The sequence below is a fragment of the Leisingera methylohalidivorans DSM 14336 genome (assembly GCF_000511355.1).
Taxonomy (GTDB): Bacteria; Pseudomonadota; Alphaproteobacteria; order Rhodobacterales; family Rhodobacteraceae; genus Leisingera; species Leisingera methylohalidivorans.
In genome coordinates this window covers 3,706,763-3,726,349 of the sequence record NC_023135.1, presented here as the reverse complement: position 1 = coordinate 3,726,349, position 19,587 = coordinate 3,706,763, and the positions used below count along the sequence as shown (strand labels likewise).

Sequence of the window (19,587 nt, the reverse complement as noted above, 5' to 3'; positions counted from 1 at the left end):
GGTGGTCAGCGGGGCAGCGCGTATTCCACTATTTCGGTGCGTTGAAAGGGCAGGAAATTATCGTCCGACACCATCGTGGCGCGCAGCCGCCCGCCGCCATCAGCCCAGACCGACAGCCCTTCCAGATTGTCATGGATGCCGGAGCGGGTCTGCAGCAGGATCGCCTCGTTCACCGGCCCGGCGGCGGTGATGTCCCAGCGCCGCAACCGGCTGCGGAAGCCGAACAGGGTAAAGTCGCGTTCCAGGAGGTAGAACCGCCCGTCGGGGCCGAAATCGGCGTCCACCGGCAGAAAACCACCCTCGGGCGGCAGGCTGAAGGGGTGCGACCAGCGGCGGCCGTTCCAGCGCCAGACCGGGATCTGCCCGTGCCTGTCCAGGGCGCGTTCGGGCAAGGTATACAGCCGCCCGCGGGAATCGATGGCCAGGGTTTCCAGCGATTTGTTGGGCGGCAGGCTGCGGAACGCCTTGGGGCGCGGCAGCACCGTGGCGCGGCTCCCGGGGCTTTGGTAGCGCGCCACCCGTGCGGCGCCTTCAAAGGAGATATAGCGGCTGCCGTCCGCGGCCACCGCCAGACCTTCGCTGTCGCCGGCAAAGCCTCTGAGCGTTTTGCCGGTGGAAGACCGCAGTCCGTGCGCGCGCCGGGCCGTGATGCCGGAAATCAGACCCTGGCTGCGCTGGATCCGGGTTGTCACCAAAGTGGCCCGGTCGCTGAGCACGGTCATTGCGGTGCCGCCGCTGCTGAGCTTCAGCGCCGAGAACCCGCCGAACCAGCGCTGGTTCAGCTTCCAGGTATAGCTGCTGAGGTACTGCGCCTTGCCCGCCGCGGCGGCGGCGGGGCGGTTGGCCGCATAGGCCGCCGCAGCCAGGCAGGCGGCGGCCGCAAGGGCCAGGGTCAGTTTGATCGCAGAACGGCGGCGCATTGCTTGGGCAGGTCCGAAAGGGTGTAATCCCTTCTCGGTTTAGGCTTCGGCGCGTTGGGGTCAACTGGTTTCGGCGGCGGCGGGTTCAGAATGTCATTGACCCAGCGCTGCGCATCGGCGCAGCCGTCGCCCTTGGGCGGGGCGGCCTGATCCGCGCAGCCGCGCGCGCCGCGCGGGCAGGCCAGCCGCACATGGAAGTGGTAGTGATGGCCCCACCAGGGCCGGATCTTGCGCAGCCAGCGGCGGTCGCCCTTCTCGTCATTGCACATCTGCACCTTGGCGCCGGGAAAGACGAAAATCCGCGCCACCCGCTTGTCCTTGGCCGCGGCCTTGAGGATTTCGTGATGGGCGCGGGTCCAGCTGGAATTCACATAGGCGCCCCTGGCCCGGCGCATCGAGATCGAGGAGATGTTTTCCCGCGCGCTGCGGCTCAGGTTCAGCCGGTCCGGCGGCCGCATCCAGATGTCGATATCGAGGCCGATCTGATGGCTGCGGTGGCCCGACAGCATCGGCCCGCCGCGCGGCTGGCTGATGTCGCCGATATAAAGCCCCTTCCAGCCGCGCTGCCTGGCCGCCACGCGGCTCAGATCCTTGACGAATTCAATCGCCGCCGGATGGCCCCAGTTGCGGTTGCGGCTCAGGCGCATCGCCTGCCAGGTGGGGCCGGTCTCGGGCAGCCGGGCGGCGCCGGCAACGCAGCCCTTGGCATAAGAGCCGAACGGCGCGGGGCGCTGCTGCGAGGCGCCGGGCTTGGCTCCGAACAGGGCCTTGGCGGGGGTTTGCGCGCTTGCCGGGCTGTATAGGCCCGCAACCGCCAAACAGATGGCAAGAAACAGTTTCACTCCTGATCTCCTTCTCCTTGAACCCAGAACAACAGTACCAATCCGATCAGAAACAGCCCGATCACGGGGGTGATCCCCAGCCGGGCGCTGCCGGTCACGGTGGTGGCCAGGCCGATCAGCGCCGGCGCGAGGAATGCGGTGGCACGCCCCGACAATCCATACAGGCCGAAGCTTTCGGTCGCATCCGCAGGGCTGGTGTGGCGCACCATCAGGCTGCGGCTGGCGGCCTGCAGGATGCCGCCGAAGCCGCCGATCAGAATGCCGCAGCCGAAAAATACCCTGTCGGGCAGGGTGGAGCCCTCTGCCAGGGCAAAGCCGAAAATCTGGCTCCGCGACATGCTGACGATGATCAGGCAGACAAAGGCCAGCACCAGGACCGAGGTGATGATCACCGGTTTCGGGCCCAGCCGCCGGTCGGCCTTGCCGCCCAGCCAGCTGAACACGGTGGCGGCAAAGGCGGCGACAATGCCGAAAATGCCGATCTGGGTGATCTCCCAGCCCAGCACCAGCTTGGCATAGACACCGCCGAACCCGTACAGCCCGTTCAGCGCATCGCGGTAAAACATCGCCGAGCCAAGATAGGCCGCCAGGCTCAGCCGGTGGCGCAGGCTGGCAACCAGTTTGACCACCATTTGCCAGGCTTTGCCCAGGCTGGCCTTGCGCCCGGTGGCGGCCTGGTCCTTGACCCACAGGAAATAGGGAACCATGAAAACAGCAAACCAGGCCGCGGTGAACGGGCCGACGGCACGGGTGCCCTCTTTTGCCGCCGCATCCAGCCCCAGGGCCGGGCTGAGGCCGATCAGCGTCTTGCCTGAGCTTTGCTCGACAAACAGCAGGAGCATGATGAACAGCGCTATCACACCGCCAAGATAGCCAAAGGCAAAGCCGGAACCGGACACATCCCCGACATCCTCGCGGCTGGCGAGGGTGGGCAGCTGCGCATTGACAAAGATCAGCGCAAATTCGGCTCCGATGAAGCCAAAACCGAAGCTGATCAGCATCCACCACAGGTTGCTGCCGCCGGGATCCATGTACCACAGCCCCCCGGCGCCGATCAGATACATCAGTGAAAACATCATGATCCAGGGCAGGCGCCGCCCGGTGATATCGGCCAGCGCGCCCAGAAACGGCGCGCCGAAGCCGATGATCAGCCCGGTCACCGTCAGGCACAGCGACCAGACGGTCTGCGCCTGCGCCTTGGCGGCCTCGTCCGCCAGCCCCTGGGACATGAAGTAATCCGCCGCGGCAGCGGCAAAAAACGGGCTGAATACAAACGTCACCAGCAGTGTCTGATACGGCTGGCTGGCCCAGTCAAAGAACCACCATCCCCAGATCCGCTTGCGCGTGGATACCTGCTGCATGCCCGGCCTCTTTTTATCGTTGCCTTCAGGTATGGCAGGCGGGCAGGGGCCTAGGCAAGCCCGTCCTGCATCGGCGGCCAGGGGCGGCCGCCATCCGCTTGGCACCAATCCTTGATCCAGCCCGGCAATTCGGGAGAAATTTCAGTGTCTTGCCCCAATGCAGCCAGAACCGTGGCGGGCGGGACAATCCCGTTCCGGCCGGTGACCGCGGTGCGCAGCATCACATGGCTGGCGCAGTCGCCGTTCTTCTTCCACATCGACTGCTCGACATAGATGAACTTGTCATCCCAGCCCGCCGCGCGGCTGCGCATCTCGAACTTCTCAAAGCCGCGGATGCGGCGGCGGTAGCGCACCGAGGATCCCGCCACCGTCAGCCCCCAGCGGTTTTTCTTCAGCGCGCCGATCAGCCCCGCCCGCTGCGCCAGCATGGTGCGGCCCAGGTCATACAGCGTCATGGTGCGGCCGTTGTTCAGCTCCATCCACATGTCCAGATCCCAGGGCCAGCAGATGTGGTGCGAGACATGCAGGCCGGTGATCGGCAGCCGCGGCATCCGGCTGGCCAGAACGGTATCCTTGATCAGGCGGAATATAGGGTACATGCGCAGGGCCTCCTGTTTCGCTTGCGCCCGTGATGCCACCCGTTTACAGCGCGTCAACTGCAACCTCGCGGAAGCCTTGCGCATTTCGCCGCGTCTGCTTACCTGTGTGGCTGTTCGAAAGAGGGAATTACAGATGGTTTCGCTGTTCCAAATCCTGATGCTGATCCTGGACATTGTCTGGTTCTTCATCATTGCCCATGTGATCATGAGCTGGCTGATCAACTTCCAGGTCCTGAACTTGCACCAGCAGCTGGTGGCGCAGATCTGGTACGGGCTGAACCGCATTCTGGAGCCGCTCTATGCCCCGGTGCGCCGCATCATACCCAATATGGGCGGCATCGACCTGGCGCCGCTGGCGGTGCTGATCGCGGTCTACGCGCTGCGCATCATCCTGGTGAACAACGTCTCGGCGTTCTACTGATCTCTTGCCCGGCCGATAGGCCGGGCAGCGCCCGACCCTCCCCGTCAAACCAAAGGTTTGCCTCCGGCAAAACGGGAGGGCGCTTCACGCCGCCCAGGGTCGGGTGCTGCCCTCAGCGCAAGAATGCAACCTCAACGCCCTTGCCGCCCCATGCCTCCTGTGGGATTGTGCCTGCCAAGCAAGAGCAGACACCAGCACCACGAGGCCACCCGCCCCCATGACAGTCCCGGCAGCCCTGACAGGCGCGTCCCCGATCCTGCGCGAGATTTTCGGCTTTGACGCCTTCCGCCCCGGGCAGGAGGAGATCGTCGACGCCGTGACCGCGGGCGAAAACGTGCTGGCGATCATGCCCACCGGCGGCGGCAAATCCCTGTGCTTCCAGCTGCCCGCGCTGCTGCGCGAGGGCGTCACCGTGGTGATCTCGCCGCTGATTGCGCTGATGCGCGATCAGGTCCGCGCCCTGCAGGAGGCGGGCGTCACCGCCGGCGCGCTCACCTCCGGCAACACGGATGAGGAAACCGAAGCCGTCTGGGAAGCAATCGAGGCCGGGCGGCTGAAACTCCTCTACATGGCGCCGGAACGGCTCGCCTCGGGCGCGGCGATGGGGATGCTGCGGCGGATCGGCGTCAGCCTGATTGCGGTGGACGAGGCCCATTGCGTCAGCCAGTGGGGCCATGATTTCCGCCCCGATTACCTGCGCATCGGCGAGCTGCGCCGCGCGCTGGATGTGCCGCTGGCCGCCTTCACCGCCACCGCCGATCAGGAAACCCAGGAAGAAATCGTCCAGAAGCTGTTCGACGGCGAGGCGCCGCGCAGCTTCCTGCGCGGATTTGACCGGCCCAACATCCACCTCGCCTTTGCCGCCAAGGACAGCCCGCGCCGCCAGATCCTGGAGTTCGCCGCCGCCCGCAAGGGCCAGTCCGGCATCGTCTACTGCGGCACCCGCGCCAAGACCGAAGCGCTGTCCGCCGCCCTGCGCGAGGCCGGCCATTCCGCCTGTTTCTACCACGGCGGCATGGAGGCCGAGGACCGCCGCATCGTGGAAACCCGCTTTGCCCGCGAGGATGGGCTGATCGTGGTCGCCACCGTCGCCTTCGGCATGGGGATAGACAAGCCCGACATCCGCTGGGTCGCCCATGCCGACCTGCCGAAATCCATCGAGGCCTATTATCAGGAAATCGGCCGCGCGGGGCGCGACGGCGCACCCGCCGAAACCCTCACCCTGTTCGGCCCCGACGACATCCGCCTGCGCCGCACCCAGGTGGATGAAGGGCTGGCCCCGCCGGAACGCCGCGCCGCCGACCATGCCCGGCTGAACGCGCTGCTGGGATTGGCCGAGGCGCTGCGCTGCCGCCGCCAGAAACTCTTGGCCTATTTCGGCGAGGCGGCGGAGCCTTGCGGAAATTGCGACCTCTGCGATACGCCGGCCGATGTGTTCGACGGCACCACCGTGGTCAGGAAGGCGCTGTCTGCCGTGCTCAGGACCGAGGAATGGTTCGGCTCCGGCCATCTGATCGACATCCTCTTGGGCGCTGATAACGAGCGGATCCGCGCCAAGCGCCATGACCAGCTGTCGGTCTATGGCTGCGGCAAGGAGTTCGGCAAACGCCAGTGGCAGGCGGTGTTTAGGCAGATGATGGGCCACGACCTGCTGCGCCCCGATCCGGAACGCCACGGCGCGCTCCGCTTTACCGAAGCGGCGCTGCCGATCCTGCGCGGCGAGCAGTCGATCGAGCTGCGCCGCGACACCATCAAATCCGCCGACCGCCGCCCGGCGGTCAAGGCGCTGGTCTCGGAAGAGGACGCGCCGCTGCTGTCGGCGCTGAAGGCCAAGCGGCGTGCATTGGCCGAGGCGCAGAAAGTGCCGGCCTATGTGATCTTCCCTGACCGCACCCTGATCGAGATGGCCGAGACCCGCCCGGAAACCCTGGACCGGATGGCCCGCATCAGCGGTGTCGGCGCCAAAAAGCTGGAGCGCTACGGCGATGATTTTCTGGACGTGATCACCGGGGCGGCGGAACAGCTCCACCCGGCGCGCCGCAAGCTGGCGGGACGCGAGGCGGGGCCGGCTTATGACCGGCTGCTGGAGGTTCAGGCGCAGCTGGCGCGCGGCGGCTGCGGCACACTGAAACCGCTGACCTGTTCGGCCTCGCTCCTGGCCAAGGTGGCGCAGATGCGCAGCGATGACGAGGCCGGGATCACAAGGCTGTTAGGGGAGCGCCGCGCCGAACGTTTCGCGGCGGCGTTTCTGGACGTCCTGCGCGGCGCGGGCTAGGGTCGCGCCAAGGAACCCGGGCCTGGCAGCCGGGCCAAGAATTCAAAGGGGCAGATATGCTGGTAGTGACCTCTCCGGCCAAGAAGCTGGACTGGGCGGAACGGGAGCAGGCGATGACCTGGCCCGCGCTGCATGACGACGCGGTAGAGCTGGCAGAGGTGGCGCGCGGCCAATCCGTGGCCGATCTGATGAAGCTGATGCACATCAGCGAGGATCTGGCCAAGCTGAACCATGCGCGGTTTCAGGACTTTGCCGCCGATCCGAAAACGGAAGCCACCCGCCCGGCGGCGCTGGCCTTTGCCGGCGACACCTATCAGGGGCTGGAGGCCGGCTCGCTGGATGCTGACGAAATGGCCTGGGCGCAGGAGCACTTCCGCATCTTGTCCGGACTTTACGGCGTGCTGCGCCCGCTCGATGCGATGCAGCCCTACCGGCTGGAAATGGGATCGCGGCTGAAAAATGCGCGCGGCAAGAACCTTTATGAATTCTGGGGCAGCAAGATTTCTGACGCGCTGAATGCGCAGGCGGAAGCGGTAAATGCCAGCGTTCTGGTCAACTGTGCCAGTCAGGAATATTTCGGCGCCGTGGATCTGTCGGCGCTGAAGCTGCGGGTGGTCACGCCGGTGTTCATGGAAGACAAGAACGGCACGCCCAAGGTGGTGAGCTTTTACGCCAAACGCGCCCGCGGGGCGATGGCGCGCTTCGTTATCCAGAACCGGCTGACGGATGCGGCGAGCCTCACAGACTTCGACGCCGGCGGCTACGTCTATCAGCCGGCATTGTCGGACCCCGGCAAGCCAGTCTTTTTGCGCAGCGCCTGAGACAGGCGGAGGGCTCCCGGCCGCTCCGGCGCTTTCAAAGAAAGCACCTTTACGGTTGGGCGTGGCTGCGGCGGGAGAGACCTGCCGGCTCAGACTGCTCGGACGCTCAGGCGGCAGCGGGGGCAGGCGGGCCGTCCGGATCCAGTGGCTGTGTCCCCTTCGGCGCAAAGGCGCGGATCTTTTCGTGGATCAGCGCCTTGCGCAGCGGCTTGGTCAGGTAATGGTCCAGGCCGGCCGCGAGGATGCCGTCTGAATCGCCTGCCATCGCATGGGCGGTCAGGGCCACAACCGGAACATGGCCGCCGGTGTCAGCCTCGATGCTGCGGATCCTGTCTGTGGCTTCCTTGCCGTCCATTACCGGCATCGAAATGTCCATGAAAATCATATCCGGGCGGAACGTCTGGAAGGCTTCGACCGCCTCCAGCCCGTTGCCGGCAAACTTCAGTTCCAGGTTCAGCTCTTTCACCATTTTGCTGAACACCAGCTGATTGGTCTTGTTGTCCTCTGCCGCCAGCACCCGCATCCGGCGCAGTTCCGGCTGCGGCCCGGCGGGCGGTTCACTCTGCGGTGCCGCAGCATCTGCCTGCGGTGCTGCCGCCCTGTCTGCCGTCAGCGCCTCCTGCAGCGGTGCCGCGCAGCCAGCGCCGGCTGCAATCGCCCCCAGCCTGGCCAGCTGGTTGAAAAGTTCGTCGCGCGGGGCAGGGGTTTGCAGCACCCCGTCCGCCAGCCGGCGGATTTCCGGGTCATTGGCGCCCTGCGGGCCGGAATTCAGCATCAGCACCGGCACCCCGCGCCAGGCTCCGGATTTCAGGGTCCTCGTCAGCTGCACGCCATCCAGCCCGGGCTGATTGTGGCCGCAGATGACCAGATCAATGCTGCCGTGCATCGCGGCCAGCGCGCCAGCCGCGGTTTCCGCAGTGGTGACCTGAATGCCCAGCATCAGCAGGTGTTTCTGCAGGATCTCGCAGTTGAGCGGCGAATCATCCGCCAGCAGCACATGGCGCAGTGAGCCGGGCAGCTTCGGCACATCCTGTCCTGCTGATCCGTCAATGGGCAGCGGCAGGCGGAAGCCGAAGCAGGAGCCTTTGCCTTCCTCGCTGTCGACCCAGATCTCGCCGCCCATCAGCTCAATCAGCCGCTTGGAAATCGCCAGCCCCAGGCCGGTGCCTTCGAACTGGCGGTTGCGGTCATCCTCGACCTGGTTGAACTCGCCGAAGATGTGGCCGACCTTCTCCTTCTGGATGCCGATGCCGGTGTCCTCGATGTTGACATGCACCGCGCATTCCCTGTTGTCGGGCGATGTGATGCCGGTCACCCGCAGGGTCACATGCCCCTCCCTGGTGAACTTCACCGCGTTGCCTGCCAGATTTGTCAGCACCTGCCGGATGCGGCCCGGATCGCCGGTAAAGCGGGTGGGCAGGAACAGGTCGTAATCCACCAGCAAGCCAATGCCCTTGTCCCGCGCGGTGGGCTGCAGCAGCATCACCACCTCGTGCAGGCAGCGCTCCAGATCAAAGGGCTCGGGGTGCAGTTCCAGCTTGTCGGCCTCGATCTTGGAATAGTCGAGCACGTCGTTGATGATGACCAGCAGCGCCTCGCCCGAGTTCTTGATGGTGCTGGTGTAAAGCCGCTGTTCTTCATCCAGATCGGTGTCGCACAGCAGTTCCGCCATGCCCACCACCCCGTTCATCGGGGTGCGGATCTCATGGCTCATATTGGCGAGGAAGGCGGATTTGGCGCGGTTGGCCGCTTCAGCGCGGGCGCGGGAGGCGCAAAGCTCCTTTTCGTAGTGCACGGTCGAGGTGATATCGAGCGCCAGCGACACCATGTCGCCGCCATGGCCGCGCTGATCGATCAGCCGCAAATACCGCTCATCCCACAGCTGGACCACTACCGGATCGGGCGCGGGGGAGAGCCAGCGCTCATGCATCATTTCGCGCCAGGCATCGGAGCTCAGCTCGCCGGTATTGATCAGCCCCTCGCCGGTCAGAAGCTCCAGGATCCGCACATAGGAGATGCCGGGCGCGACCTCTTCCAGGCCGTCGAAGATATTGAAATAGGCGGTGTTCGCCCCGATCAGGCTGCCAGCGGCATCAAAAAAGGCAAACCCGTCCTGAAAGGCCTGGATCGAATGCCACAGCCGCCGCTCCGCAGTCTCCACCTTTTCATGCGCGGTGGTGAGATCGGATTTCACCTTGGCGTTCTCGTCGCGCACGGTGGCCACTTCGGCCTGGGTCTGCCCGATCTTCATGGTCAGCGCCAGCGCATGCCGGCCCAGCTTGCGGTTGGCAGCCGACAGCTCAGCCTTCTTCAGCTCGAGCAGCCGCTCGGCGGCCAGACGGGCCCGTCTTTCTTCCGCTAATTTGCTGGCAAGGGTCATCCCTGCGAACTCCGGAAATACATTAACACAAACAGCGCGCGGCAATTCCGCACGCAGGAAACAGCAGGGCTGCCCTTACGTGTTACGCGGGTGAATCTTGCTATGACGTTAAACCCATGCCAGCCTGCCCCCAGTATTGGAGGGTGCCATGCCGCGTCTGTTTGCTTCTATTCTGCTGTATGTTATTGCTTTTATTGCGTTCCTGCCCGTTGCCTGGGCCGGTCCGGCGGTGCCTGATTTCCGTTACAAGGCTTTTGCCGACACCGACTTTTTCGGCTCGGATCTGCAGCCGCTGTTCGATACCGACGTGGACGCCTGCGCGCGGGCCTGTTCTGCCCAGGCGGATTGTTCCGGATTTGTGTTCAACCAGAAGGCAAATGCCTGTTTCCCGAAATCCGCCCTGAACCGGCCCAGCCCCTACGAGGGCGCCTTTTCGGCGCTGAAACTGCCGGCCCCCGGCGGGCTGCAGGCAGAGGCCGCCGCGCGGGCAGGCCGGCTGGCGGCAATCCCGGGCCTGGATCTGCCGCACGCAGCCACGCTCGCCCAATCGCTTGGCCTGGCCTACCCGCTGACCGCAGAGGATGCCGCCGAGGCGGTCGCGGCGGCCCGTTCGCTGTTCCGCGCCGGGCAGCCGCTCGCGGCGCTGCGCTGGATGGGGCAGGCGCTGGTGCTGACGGATTCCGCCGCGGATTGGACCCGCTTCTCGGCCTATTTGCTGCGCGCCGCCCAGGACTCCGGCAACCGCTCCCAGCAGCGCCGCTTCCGGCAGGAGGCTCATTCAGCGGCCCTCAACGGCTACTTGCGGGCGGCCGCCCCGGTGGATCAGGCGCAGGCCCTTCGTCAGGCCGCTAAAGCGGCGGAGGCGCTTGGCCGCGGCCGCGAGATGCTGCCGCTTCTGCGCCTGGCCGACGACATCATTCCGCTCAAGGAAAATGCCGAGCTGATTCAATATGCGGTCCGGAAATACGGCTTCCGCGTCACCGGTTCCACGGTTGAAAGCGACAGTGCCGCCCCCCGCATCTGCGCCGAGTTTTCCGAGGACCTGGAACAGGCCGGAACCGATTACGAAAACTACGTGCGCTTGGCCGGCAGCAGCCTGGCGGTCACCGCATCCGGCCGGCAGCTGTGCTTTGACGGGGCGGAGCATGGCAAGCGCTACCAGCTGACCCTGCGCCGCGGCCTGCCTTCGGCCAGCGGCGAGCAGCTCTATAAAGATGTCGGACTGACCCATTATGTCCGCGACCGCGCGCCATCGGTCCGCTTCCCGGGCCGCGCCTATGTGCTGCCGGCCGGCGGCGCGGCAGCCTTGCCGGTGGAGACGGTGAACCTCACGGAACTGGACCTGCGGCTGCGCCGGGTCAGCAGCCGCAACGTCCTGCGCACCCTGCAGGAGGGCTATTTCGCCCGGCCGCTGTCGCAGTGGGAGGATAAGCATTTCGCCGCGGATATTGCCGAGGAGATCTGGCAGGGCAGCGCCGGGGTGGACACCGCGCTCAATCAGGCAATGACCAGCCGCCTGCCGCTGGACGAGGCGCTGACAGGACAGAAACCGGGTCTCTACGCCCTCACCGCGCGGGTGCCGGGCGCCGATCCTTATGATGACGCCGGTGCCACGCAATGGTTTGTGCTGACCGGCCTCGGCCTCAGCACCATGTCCGGCAGCGACGGTCTGCATGTGCAGGTGCTGGGGCTGGCAGATGCCGAACCGCAGGCGGATGCCAAGGTCAGCCTGATCTCCAGCGCCAATGAGGTGCAGGCGACTGAAACCAGCGACGCCAGCGGCTATGTGCATTTCGCCCCCGGCCTGACCCGCGGCTCCGGCAGTGCGGCGCCGGCGCTGATCACCGCGCAGGCGGGGCAGGGGGATTTCACCTTCCTGCCGCTGAATGACGCCGCCTTCGATCTTTCCGACCGCGGCGTTGCCGGCCGCCCGGCGCCGGGGCCGGTGGATGTGTTCCTCGCCACCACCCGCGGCGCCTTCCGTGCAGGCGAAACCGTGCATATGACCGCGCTGGCCCGCGACGCCAGGGCACAAGCCGTCGAGGGCCTGCCGCTTACCGCGATCCTGCTGCGTCCCGACGGCGTGGAATACAGCCGCCAGACCTCCGCCGCGGGCCGCAAGGGCGGCCATGTCTTTGCCCTGGCCACCGGCCCCGCCGCGCCGCGCGGCACCTGGCGGATCGAGATCAAGAGCGACCTCAAGGCGCCCGCACTCGCCAGCCGCCAGATCCTGGTTGAGGATTTTCTGCCCGAGCGTATAGATTTCGCGCAGGAGGTCGCCAACGCGGACGCCCTCCAGCCCGGCGCTGCCGCGCAGATCGCTCTGCAAGCAGATTACCTGTTCGGCGCTCCCGGCGCGGGGCTGAAGGTGGAAGGCGGCATCCGCCTCAGCGCCGCCAGCACGCTGGACCAATGGCCCGGCTTCCGCTTTGGCCGCTATGATGCGGCGTCCTCCGGCCAGACCGGGTATTTCGGCGGCCAGGAAACCGGCCCCGACGGCCGCGCTGTCTTTGCGGTCAACCTGCCTGCCGCCGCCCCGGCCGAGGGCAAACCGCTGACGGCCACCCTGACCACCCGCGTCGCTGACGGCGCCGCCCGCCCGGTGGAGCGCACTTTGGAGCTTCCCGTGCGCCCTGCCGGTCCCGTGCTTGGCATCAAGCCGCTGTTTGAGGAGGTCGCGGCAGAAGGGTCCGAGGCCGGCTTTGACCTCATCGCCCTGTCGCCGGACCTGACGCCGATGCCGATGCGGGTGAAATGGACCCTGAACCGGGTCGAGACCCGTTATCAGTGGTATCAGCTTTACGGCAACTGGAACTGGGAGCCGATCACCCGCCGCAGCCGCGTCGCCACCGGCGAGGCGCAGCTGGGCCGCGATCCGCTGGCACTGTCGCAGCCCGTCGACTGGGGCCGGTATGAGCTGGTGGTGGAGCGTCTGGACGGCGCCTATGCCGCCGCTGCACTGGATTTCTATGCCGGCTGGTACGCCCCCGAAGGCAGCACCGAAACACCCGCCCGGCTGGAGCTGTCGCTGGACCGCGAAACCTACACCCCCGGCGGCACCGCCCGCCTGCGTATCGTGCCGCAGGCCGCAGGCACCGCGCTGATCTCGGTGGTCTCGGACCACCTGATCCGCCGGATGGCGGTTGAGGTGCCCGCGGGCGAAACCGTGATTCCGCTGGAAGTGACGCAGGACTGGGGCAGCGGCGCCTATGTGACCGCAACGGTGATCCAGCCGGTTGCGGGCAAGCAGGGCCGCACCCCGCTGCGCGCCCTTGGTTTGGCGCATGCCGGCATCACCCAGCCGGACCAGCAGCTGGAGGTCGCCATCGAGGTGCCCGAAGTGGCCCGCCCGCGCGGCACTCAGGTTGCGAAACTCCGCGTGGATGGCGCTGACGAGGGCGAAGAGGTCTGGCTGACGGTTGCCGCCGTCGACCTTGGCATCCTCAATCTCACCGGCTTCACCAGCCCCGATCCCAGCGCGCATTACTACGGCCAGCGCCGAATGGGGATGGAGCTGCGCGACGTCTATGGCCGCCTGATCGACCCCGGCAACGGCGCCATGGGCCGCATCCGCTCCGGCGGCGACGCCGAAACCGGCCTCAAGATGCAATCGCCGCCGCCGGCCCAGGACCTGGTGGCGATCTTCTCCGGTCCCCTGAAAGTGGGCGCCAATGGCGCGGCGGAGTTTCCGATGACCCTGCCCGCTTTCAACGGCACCGTGCGGCTGATGGCGGTGGCCTGGTCGGGCAAAGCCGTAGGGCAGGCCGAGGCCGACATGCTGGTGCGCGACCCGGTGGTGGTCACCGCCTCCCTGCCGCGCTTCCTGGCGCCCGGCGATGAAAGCCGCGCCAGGATCGAGATCGTGCATGCCGGCGGTCCGGCTGGCGAGATGGCGCTGAGTGCCAGCACCGGCGGCGGCCTCACCCTCGGCAGCCTGCCTGCCTCGGTTACCCTGGCGGAGCAGGGCAAGGCTGTGCTGGAACTGCCAGTAACGGCGCAAGGTGCCGGCGACCACCAGCTGACCCTCACCCTCACCACCCCGGACGGGCAGCGGCTGCGCCAGGATCTGCGTCTGCCGGTCCGCGCCAATGATCCCGTGGTCTCGCAGACCCGCCGCTTCACGCTCGCGGGCGGCGACACCTTCCTGTTCAGCAGGGACATCTTCACCGGCCTCCTGCCGGGCACCGCGCGGGCCGCCATCTCCTCCGGCCCGCTGGCCAAGTTCGACGTGCCGGGCCTTTTGGCGGAGCTGGACCAGTACCCCTATGGCTGCACCGAACAGGTCACCTCCAAGGCGCTGCCGCTGTTGTACCTCAGCAGCGTGGCCCAGGCAGCGGGGCTGGGCGATGGCCCGGCAGTGGACAGCCGCATCAACGCGGCGATCCGCAAGGTGCTGACCCGCCAGGCCCCCAGCGGCGCCTTCGGGATGTGGCGCGCAGGCAGCGGCGAGTTCTGGCTCGATGCCTACGCCAGCGACTTCCTCAGCCGCGCCCGCGCGCAAGGCTATGAGGTGCCGCAGCAGGCCTTCGCCCAGGCGATGGACAACCTGCGCAACCGCATCAACTACGCCCCCGACTTCGACAGGGGCGGCGGGGATATTGCCTATGCCCTTCTGGTGCTGGCGCGCGAGGGGGCGGCCCGGATGGGCGACCTGCGCTATTACGCCGATGTGAAGGGCGAGGCCTTTGCCACCCCGCTTGCCGCCGCGCAGCTGGGCGCCGCGCTCGCGGCCTATGGCGACCAGCGGCGGGCGGACGCAATGTTCGCCCGCGCCGCGCAGATGATCGGCAATGCCGAAAACAAGGACAGCCGCCTGTGGCGCGCCGATTTCGGCACCGGCCTGCGCGATACCGCCGGGGTTCTGGCCCTGGCCGCCGAGGCGGGGTCAGAGGCTGTGGACCGGGTCAGCCTGTCCGCACGGCTCTCGGGCGCCAGCGGCACCCGGTCCACGCAAGAGGCCGCCTGGACGCTGATGGCTGCCCACGCGCTGACCCAGCGGCCCGAAGATTCCGGCCTGCTGGTGAACGGCCAGCCCGTCCAGGGCCCGTTCGTGCAGGCCGCAGACGGGCAGGACATGCCGGATCTGTCCCTGACCGCCGCCAGCGGCCGCACCGCGGACATCACCCTGACCACGCTCGGCGTGCCCCGGGTTGCGCCCGCCGCGGGCGGCTTCGGCTACACCATTGAGCGCAGCTACTACACGCTGGAGGGCCAGCCGATGGACGCCGGGTCCGTCCGCGCCGGCGCGCGGTTTGTGGCGGTCCTGCGGGTGAAGCCGCATGAAAAGACCGGCGCCCGGCTGATGATCAGCGACCCGCTGCCCGCCGGGTTCGAGATCGACAACCCGAACCTCTTGCGCTCCGGCGATCTGCGCGATCTCGACTGGCTGAACCCGGCCAAGGCCGAACATGCCGAGTTTCGCAGCGACCGCTTTCTGGCGGCGGTGAATGTGCACGGCGCCGCGCCGGTGACGCTGGCCTATATCGCCCGCGCGGTGACGCCGGGCAGGTTCCACCACCCCGCGGCTTCGGTTGAGGACATGTACCGCCCCGCCTACCGCGCCCGCAGCGCAACGGGGCGTGTGGAGGTCAGGTGAAACGCTGGCGGACCAAAGCTGAGGGCCGCGCCCGGGCCTGGGGGGGTGCGAAGCGCCCTCCTATGGGGAGGCCCGGGCGCGGCCCGGCGGTGCCGCCGGGCCGAAGGTGGAAATGGCGCGCCGCAATTTTGATGTTCGCTCTCGTTGCGGCGCTTTCCGGCTACCGCAGCTTTGACGCTTGGATCGAGCGCACAGACCTGCCGCTCACCCTCGCGGAAACCTCCACCGAAGTGCTTGACCGCAACGGCAAGCTGCTGCGCGCCTACCCGGCCGGCACCGGTCTCTGGCGCCTCGCCGTGCAGCCCGCAGACGCCGACCCGCGCTTTCTCAAGATGCTCTTGCGCTACGAAGACAAGCGCTTTTACTCCCACGCCGGCGTCGACCCCATGGCCCTGATCCGTGCCGCCGGACAGGCGCTGTGGAACGGCCGCGCGGTCTCCGGCGGCTCCACCCTCACCATGCAGGTGGCGCGCCTGCTGGAGGATGGCACCACCGGCCGCTGGGCAGGCAAGCTGCGCCAGATGCGGGTGGCGCTGGCGCTGGAGCGCCGCCTCAGCAAGGACCGGATCCTGACACTCTACCTGACCCACGCCCCCTATGGCGGCGCAGCCGAGGGCATCCGCGCGGCGGCCTACAGCTGGTTCGGCAAGGAGCCGCACCGGCTGACCCCGGCCGAAGCCGCGCTGCTGGTCGCCCTGCCGCAATCCCCCGAACGCCGCCGCCCCGACCGCTTTCCCGAAGCCGCAAGCAAGGCCCGCGACCGGGTGCTGGCCCGGATGCAGCGGCAGGGAATTCTGACAGCGGAACAGGCAAAGACCGCAAGCCGCACCCCGCTGCCGCACCGCATGGGTGCCTTCCCGCAGCTGGCGCCGCATCTGGCCGACCGGGTAAAGGCTGCGCAACCGGGCCAGCGGCTGATCCGCCTGACCATCGACGGGCAGATCCAGGCGCAGATGCAGCATCTGGCAGCAGAGGCGGCCCGTGCGGGCGGTAGCCGCCTCTCCGCCGCGCTGATCGCCGCCGATCACCAGACCGGCGAGGTGCTGGCGCTGGTCGGCTCGCCCGGCTATTCCAGCGCGGACCAGCGGCGCGGTTTTGTCGATATGACACAGGCCCTCCGCTCGCCCGGTTCCACCCTGAAACCGCTGGTCTACGGGCTGGCCTTCGACCAGGGCCTGGCGCATCCGGAAACGCTGATCCACGACGGCCCGGCCGATTTTGCAGGCTATGCGCCGCAGAATTTCGACGGCGCGTTCCGCGGCGACATCCGCGTCCGCGAGGCGCTGCAGCAATCGCTCAACATCCCCGTGGTGAAGCTGACGCAGGAGCTGGGCCCGGCCCGGCTGATGGCGTCCCTGCGCGCAGGCGGCGCCAAGCCAGAGCTGCCCGGCGGCGCCCCCGGTCTGGCGCTGTCGCTTGGCGGCGTCGGCATCAGCCTGCAGGGCATGGTGCAGCTGTACGCCGGGCTGGCGGCAGGCGGGCAGGGGCCAAGGCTGCGGATGGTGCAGGGCGAGGCCCCGCAGGCCGCAGGCCGCCTGATCTCGCCCGAGGCCGCCTGGCAGGTTGGCGACATCCTGCGCGGCCTGCCGGTGCCTGCGGGCGCGCGCCGCGGCACCATTGCCTATAAGACCGGCACCTCCTATGGCCACCGCGACGCCTGGGCGATCGGCTGGGACGGGCGCCATGCGGTCGGGGTCTGGATGGGCCGCGCCGACGGCACCCCGGTGCCGGGGATCTTCGGCGGCGATCTGGCGGCACCTGTGCTGTTCGAAGCCTTCGGGCGTCTGAAACCCGTGCTGGACCCGCTGCCGCCGCCGCCGCCCGCGACGCTGATCGTCAGCTCCGCCGAATTGCCGCAGCCGCTGCAGCGCTTCCGGCCCCGCGATGCGGCGTTCTCAGCGCCGGCAGATGCGCCGGAACTGATCTTCCCGCCCGACGGCGCCCGGCTGGGGCTGGACAGCGGCGGCCTCACCCTGAAACTGCGCGGCGGCACCGCGCCATTCCTGGTGCTGGCGAATGGGCAGCCGGTGCTTTCCGGGCAAAGACAGCGCGAGTTCTCGGTCCCCAGCCCCGGCCCCGGGTTTTCCTCGCTGGTGATTATCGACGGCGCAGGCCGCTCGGACCGGGTTGATTTGCGGATCGACTGACGGGCGGATCGGTTACCGGGGCGGATCGATTGACGCGGGGCCTTGCCGGGCAAGAGGTGTGTCGCTTCGGGCTGTGCCCGAAGCGACCGGCGCCGCGCCTTTGGCGCGGCGCTTGGCCCAACCGGAGCAGTGCCTTTCAAGGCGCAGGCGGCGGGCGGGAGTGCCTGCCTTGCGCGGCCCTAGCGGCGGCCTTCGCGGAGCCAGCCCGCGACAATGAAGAAGGAGGCCATCAGCAGCGCCAGCCAGCCGGGCAGCAGCGGTCCCTGGCTGACCGACAGGGTTTCATAAGCCGCGCGCGGCGTCAGGCCGATCCAGCCGCGCCCCGCAGCCGGGCGCCCGGACCGCACATTGCGCAAGGACGGCATCCCCTCCTCCAGCCGCAGCACACCGCCGCGCAAGGGGTCCAGCACCGGCGCCAGCACAGCGCCGGTGGCAATGGTTTCCTCGAATTCCTTCGGTGCCGCAGGCCCCAGTCCGGCCACCGCCGTCTCGCCGCCTTCTTCCAGCCGGTACAGCCCCGCTTCCGGCCCTTGATAGCGGGCCTCCCACTGGCCCGGCGCGGTCTGGCGCAGCGCCAGCTCCACGGTGGAGCCATCCGGGTTGGTCACCGTCACCGGTCCCGCCTGCCCGGCCAGGGTGCGCCGCAGGATCCGCATCCGCCGGCCCGAAGCCTCGGCCCACAGCGCTTCTTCCTCCAGCTCGGGTTCCTTCATCATCCAATGGGCCAGGCGGCGCAGCAGCTCCAGCTGCGGCCCGCCGCCCTCATAGCCGCGGCTCCACAGCCAGGCATGATCCGAGGCCAAGAGCGCCACCCGGCCCTCGCCGACCCGGTTCAGCACCAGCAGCGGCCGCTCGCCCGCGCCGCTCATCAGCACATGGCCTTCGGGGCGGCGCAGCTCAATCTGGCGCAGCCAGCGGCCCCAATCCGCCGCCCCCTCCAGGCCCGAGGTCACCGGATGCTGCTTGCCCAGATCCGTCACTTCCGGGCGGTAGGCCTCCTTCAGTACCCGCGCCGAGGGTTCGGCCGGCAGGATCAGCGACAGCGGCGAGCGGTAGATGCTGTCGGCGCTGGCAAAATCCGGCCCGGCCGCCACCAGCACCGCGCCGCCGCCCATGGCGTAATTGGCCACATTGTCCAGATAGACCGCCGGCAGGATGCCGCGGCGCTTGTAGCGGTCGAATATGATCAGGTCGAAATCCTCGATCTTTTCCAGAAACAGCTCGCGGGTCGGGAAGGCGATCAGCGACAGCTCCTCGACCGGCACCCCGTCCTGCTTTTCGGGCGGGCGCAGGATGGTGAAATGCACCAGATCCACGGCGCTGTCGGATTTCAGCAGGTTGCGCCAGGTGCGCCCGCCGGCATGCGGCTCGCCCGAGACCAGCAGCACCCGCAGCCGGTCCCGGACCCCGTTGATCTGCACCAGCGCCGTGTTGTTGCGTGCCGTCAGCTCGCCCGGTTCCTCGGGCAGGCTGAACCGGATCACATTGCGGCCGCCGTGCTGCAGCACCATCGGCAGCTCGAAATCGACACCCACAGGCAGGGTAAAGCGCTGCGGCGCATCGCCGCCGACCGAGATGTCCAGATCAGCAAAACCGCCCTCAGCCGGCGCCGCGCCCTGATCCTCGATCCGCAGCGTCAGCTTCACCGGCTCGCCGATGATGGCAAAGCCGGGCGCGTTTTTCACGACCAGGCGGCGGTCCCAGTCGTCTGCGCGGCCGGTCAGCAGCAGATGCATCGGCGCAGGCAGGTTCAACGCCTGGCCCGCGTCATGCACCTGGCCGTCGGACAAGGCGATAACGCCTGCCACCCGCGCCCGCGGCTCATCCGCCAGCGCCTGCGCGATGGCCGCCAGCAGACGGGTGCCGGCGTCGCCTTCGCTGTCCGGAACGGTGACCCAGCGCACCTCGGTGCCAGCCCGGGCCGCCAATGCCGCCTTCAGCTGGGTCCGTGCGCGCGCCGTCTGCTCCGGGCGGCCGCGCAGCTGCTGGCTGGCGGTCTGGTCCTCGGCCACAATCACGATATCGCTGAGCGGCGCGCGGTCCTCGCTTTGATGCACCGGGCCTGCCAGCGCCGCCAATAAAACCAGCGCCGCCAGCGCCCGCAGCGCCCAGCCTGACAGACCCTTCCACAGGCCCAGCAGCAGCGCCGCCAGGGTGATGGCGCCGGCGGTCCAGATCACCGGCCAGGGCACCAGCGGATCAAACAGGATCGTCTGTGTCATCGC

11 protein-coding genes are annotated in these 19,587 nt (G+C 68.0%); 5 read left to right on the top strand and 6 right to left on the bottom strand.

Annotation, left to right across the window (positions count from 1 at the left end):
* Window positions 1–5: 5 nt before the first annotated feature.
* From METH_RS18065 to METH_RS18050, 4 genes are read right to left on the bottom strand one after another with little or no spacing between them, the layout of a single operon-like run.
* Entirely contained in the window at window positions 6–920 is a 915-nt protein-coding gene (locus METH_RS18065; protein WP_024091916.1) for an esterase-like activity of phytase family protein, read from the bottom strand.
* Window positions 893–1,762 carry a penicillin-insensitive murein endopeptidase gene (gene mepA, locus METH_RS18060; RefSeq protein WP_024091915.1) on the bottom strand — a complete coding sequence of 290 codons (870 nt, stop codon included), beginning with the start codon at window positions 1,760–1,762 and terminating at the stop codon, window positions 893–895. The genes METH_RS18065 and mepA overlap by 28 nt, the downstream gene beginning before the upstream one ends.
* A complete protein-coding gene (locus tag METH_RS18055) occupies window positions 1,759–3,156 on the bottom strand; it encodes an MFS transporter (RefSeq protein WP_281173431.1) in 1,398 nt (465 codons plus the stop codon). The genes mepA and METH_RS18055 overlap by 4 nt, the downstream gene beginning before the upstream one ends.
* Before the next feature lie 17 nt (window positions 3,157–3,173).
* A complete protein-coding gene (locus METH_RS18050) occupies window positions 3,174–3,722 on the bottom strand; it encodes an acyl-CoA thioesterase (protein ID WP_024091913.1) in 549 nt (182 codons plus the stop codon).
* 133 nt (window positions 3,723–3,855) lie between these two features.
* On the opposite strand from METH_RS18050, the gene METH_RS18045 reads away from it, so the two are divergent.
* The 3 genes from METH_RS18045 to yaaA all read left to right on the top strand — a co-directional run bounded on the left by METH_RS18045 (window position 3,856) and on the right by yaaA (window position 7,239).
* The gene (locus tag METH_RS18045) at window positions 3,856–4,143 is read left to right on the top strand and encodes a YggT family protein (RefSeq protein ID WP_024091912.1); all 288 of its coding nucleotides are present in this window, start codon (window positions 3,856–3,858) and stop codon (window positions 4,141–4,143) included.
* A gap of 217 nt (window positions 4,144–4,360) precedes the next feature.
* Window positions 4,361–6,418 carry a DNA helicase RecQ gene (gene recQ, locus METH_RS18040; RefSeq protein ID WP_024091911.1) on the top strand — a complete coding sequence of 686 codons (2,058 nt, stop codon included), beginning with the start codon at window positions 4,361–4,363 and terminating at the stop codon, window positions 6,416–6,418.
* A gap of 56 nt (window positions 6,419–6,474) precedes the next feature.
* Window positions 6,475–7,239: a peroxide stress protein YaaA gene (gene yaaA / locus METH_RS18035; RefSeq protein WP_024091910.1), complete on the top strand. Its 765-nt coding sequence runs from the start codon at window positions 6,475–6,477 to the stop codon at window positions 7,237–7,239.
* A gap of 106 nt (window positions 7,240–7,345) precedes the next feature.
* Here yaaA and METH_RS18030 read toward each other — a convergent pair whose 3' ends face one another.
* On the bottom strand, window positions 7,346–9,619 hold the full coding sequence (locus METH_RS18030; protein WP_024091909.1) for a response regulator: 2,274 nt from the start codon (window positions 9,617–9,619) through the stop codon (window positions 7,346–7,348).
* A 148-nt stretch (window positions 9,620–9,767) separates the two neighbouring features.
* Here METH_RS18030 and METH_RS18025 point away from each other — a divergent pair, with 148 nt between their 5' ends.
* Together METH_RS18025 and pbpC are read left to right on the top strand one after the other, a co-directional pair.
* On the top strand, window positions 9,768–15,215 hold the full coding sequence (locus tag METH_RS18025) for an alpha-2-macroglobulin family protein (RefSeq protein WP_024091908.1): 5,448 nt from the start codon (window positions 9,768–9,770) through the stop codon (window positions 15,213–15,215).
* Window positions 15,216–15,346: 131 nt separating this feature from the next.
* Window positions 15,347–17,362: a penicillin-binding protein 1C gene (pbpC, locus tag METH_RS18020; protein WP_024091907.1), complete on the top strand. Its 2,016-nt coding sequence runs from the start codon at window positions 15,347–15,349 to the stop codon at window positions 17,360–17,362.
* 179 nt (window positions 17,363–17,541) lie between these two features.
* Here the strand turns inward: pbpC and METH_RS18015 are convergent, their stop codons facing one another.
* Window positions 17,542–19,584, bottom strand: a complete 2,043-nt coding sequence (locus tag METH_RS18015) for a membrane protein (RefSeq protein ID WP_024091906.1) — start codon at window positions 19,582–19,584, stop codon at window positions 17,542–17,544.
* Between the last annotated feature and the right edge of the window lie 3 nt (window positions 19,585–19,587).

Excerpts from the sequence above, each read along its gene's own strand:
- recQ (WP_024091911.1), top strand. The coding sequence starts at position 4,361 with ATGACAGTCCCGGCAGCCCTGACAGGCGCGTCCCCGATCCTGCGCGAG.
- METH_RS18030 (WP_024091909.1), bottom strand. The coding sequence starts at position 9,619 with ATGACCCTTGCCAGCAAATTAGCGGAAGAAAGACGGGCCCGTCTGGCC.
- METH_RS18045 (WP_024091912.1), top strand. The coding sequence starts at position 3,856 with ATGGTTTCGCTGTTCCAAATCCTGATGCTGATCCTGGACATTGTCTGG.
- METH_RS18025 (WP_024091908.1), top strand. The coding sequence starts at position 9,768 with ATGCCGCGTCTGTTTGCTTCTATTCTGCTGTATGTTATTGCTTTTATT.
- METH_RS18050 (WP_024091913.1), bottom strand. The coding sequence starts at position 3,722 with ATGTACCCTATATTCCGCCTGATCAAGGATACCGTTCTGGCCAGCCGG.
- METH_RS18015 (WP_024091906.1), bottom strand. The coding sequence starts at position 19,584 with ATGACACAGACGATCCTGTTTGATCCGCTGGTGCCCTGGCCGGTGATC.
- METH_RS18065 (WP_024091916.1), bottom strand. The coding sequence starts at position 920 with ATGCGCCGCCGTTCTGCGATCAAACTGACCCTGGCCCTTGCGGCCGCC.
- pbpC (WP_024091907.1), top strand. The coding sequence starts at position 15,347 with ATGTTCGCTCTCGTTGCGGCGCTTTCCGGCTACCGCAGCTTTGACGCT.
- yaaA (WP_024091910.1), top strand. The coding sequence starts at position 6,475 with ATGCTGGTAGTGACCTCTCCGGCCAAGAAGCTGGACTGGGCGGAACGG.